Consider the following 2,328-nt stretch of genomic DNA (forward strand, 5'->3'; position numbering starts at 1 on the left):
CCGATCTGTATCGTTTCACCCAGCACAGCCATTCGTAACCCCCTCCCGATCATCTATCCTTGATGATCGGAGTATGCCGGGGTCAATCCTCCCTGAATACAACGCCGCTGGCTTACCGCTTACGGAGTTCCCGAAGCGGATCAATCTAGGAAAGACAGAAACATCATACGGCTGGCAGATCAGATTTGAAACGCTGGAGGAACTGTCGCGGTTCTTACTCGTTTTTAGAAAAGTCGGTAGCCTGTGTTAGGGCACATCACGCCAAGTTTGCACACTGCGACGATGGTCGCCATTCTTTAGGCCGCATGCGCGGTCGGTTCCATCAGATAACAACAACGCCCCGGTGGTTTATTATACAGGTAACTCAATTATCAGGATAGAAACCTAACGCTTTCCAGTGGGCACGTTTCGCTTCCATGACTGCGATATAGTCTTGCCCACGCGGAACGCAATACAGAGTCGTCTAATCCTTTTTTCTGCGTAACCCATAGACCATTCCGCCTGAGAAAAATCACCAAGAACCGTGGCTCATTCCCGTCCGATGAGGCACTGCTAAAACTGTTCTACCTGGCCATACAAAACATCAGCAAAAAATGGACGATGCCGATAAGGGACTGGAAAGCGGCGCTGAATCATTTTACTATCCAGTTCGAGGAGCGGATGCCGCAGCATTAAGAAATTCCGTTCACACAAAATCTAGGACACCCTCGATGTGTAAATATTAGTCTGCAGTTAGGATGTCCTCAGCCACGTTTAAATCGTGAATGAAAACCCGGCCGTTTAGGATTTCGTGCCTAATAAGACGCTTGTCTCGAACTGCAGGTTTGTCCGGATAATCTCTGAAGCGATCATTGCTGATCACGTAGGCACTCGTGCCAGCCGCAGCATCAAGAACTGTTTCGTCAGCTTTGTTCCTAGAAGACACGATATGCACTTTCACTGCGCCCCCAAATCGCGCTGTAATATCGCGATCACGCAATTGGAGAAGCACTCGTATGGATGCATCAAAAACTATGACCACTTTAAATTCACTTGACAATCTTTGTGCAACAATCTGCAGTGCTGCTAGCCCAATGAAGATCTGGTGTTGGTAGCACAAGTTATTACCGTCGATCACAAGCTCTGTAATGACACGCGCCACACGCGCAGAGATCAAGCACAGGCGATCATGCAATTTCTCGATGTTACGGTTGACTGACTTCAGTTCCTCTTGCTTATCTCGAATCACTTTAGTCGGTTTTGACTCACCGAAACGATTGCTACATTCATTGTGGATCTTTTTTTTCTGGATAGTATTTTGCTCACTCGAAAGTCTCTGCTCTAAGTTATTAGCGATGTCAATGTCAGCTTCAAGTTCTTTTTTTCGCTGCTTGAGTTTATTCAGTTCAGTTAATGGTTCCATTAGTTGTCGGTCAACGCGATCATTTAACGGCATAACCTCCTCAATTTCAGCATTCAATTGCTCAATTTGAACAGTTAACGCCTTTATGGTGGCCTCTGCCTCTAGGTGGTCGAAGTTGCGATAACGATCCAAATCGGTTTGTTGCTTGTCAATCAGATTCTTCATCTCCTGGATCTTTTGGTCAAGGGAGTTTCTTCGCTCTTGCAGTTGCGCGACTTCCTTCTTGGCCCCCTCCAACTCGACCTTTGCTGCCCTGCGCTTAGTCGATAACCAGTAACGAGGGTCAGGACCTGGACGTGCTGATTTCTCTAGGTCCTCAACTTTAGCTTTCTTATCGCAACTCTTTGAGTCAATGACTTTTAGCAGTTTATCGAGTGAACTTGATTCCCGCTTAGTGGCCCACAACGAAGAAGAAGCGTCGTTTCCATTAAAACGGTTATACCACTCAATTTTCTGGCACCACTTATTTTTCTCATCTTCAGCCAACGAGACATTTTGTTTCAATTCCGCATAGCGAGCAGCAAAAGGGTTGTACTCCATATGATCTCCTTAAACCCGCTTCGCCAGTGGAATCGGCGGGTAATTGTAGCCAGTTATCAACCTGAATTTCCATCTTCAGACGACTTCATGAGGAACCGATAGAACTTCCGGCATGAGGCATCAAAGTCGTCTTGCTCCTGCTCGGTGATCCGGGGCCAGATGAGTGGACCGTCTTCTTCGAGTAGCGCATCAACGGACCTGATTATGTCTCAATCTCAGTGAGCGCCATCAGTTTCTTTCCAGAACAATGAGTTGCACACATGAGCGCCACGGCAAGTCTTGGCACCATCGCTGCCAGATCGAATTGTTGTATTTCCGGAAATCAAAGTACTGTTGATCGCAATGATTCACCTCATCGGTTTTCGCAAGAGGTCAGAATTCTGTGT

Annotated in this window: 1 protein-coding gene and 1 pseudogene; one reads left to right on the forward strand and one right to left on the reverse strand. The window is 46.9% G+C overall.

Annotation, left to right across the window (positions count from 1 at the left end):
* Positions 1-501 precede the first annotated feature (501 nt).
* Positions 502-675, forward strand: a pseudogene (locus IV91_RS18090) (IS256 family transposase); the annotation flags it as partial.
* A 46-nt stretch (positions 676-721) separates the two neighbouring features.
* On the opposite strand, the gene IV91_RS16975 reads toward IV91_RS18090, so the two are convergent.
* Positions 722-1,942, reverse strand: coding sequence for an NYN domain-containing protein (locus IV91_RS16975; protein ID WP_031599157.1), 1,221 nt, complete (start codon positions 1,940-1,942; stop codon positions 722-724).
* Positions 1,943-2,328 lie beyond the last annotated feature (386 nt).

Origin of the sequence: Ferrovum myxofaciens, assembly GCF_000735045.1 — a bacterium.
Taxonomy (GTDB): Bacteria; Pseudomonadota; Gammaproteobacteria; order Burkholderiales; family Ferrovaceae; genus Ferrovum; species Ferrovum myxofaciens.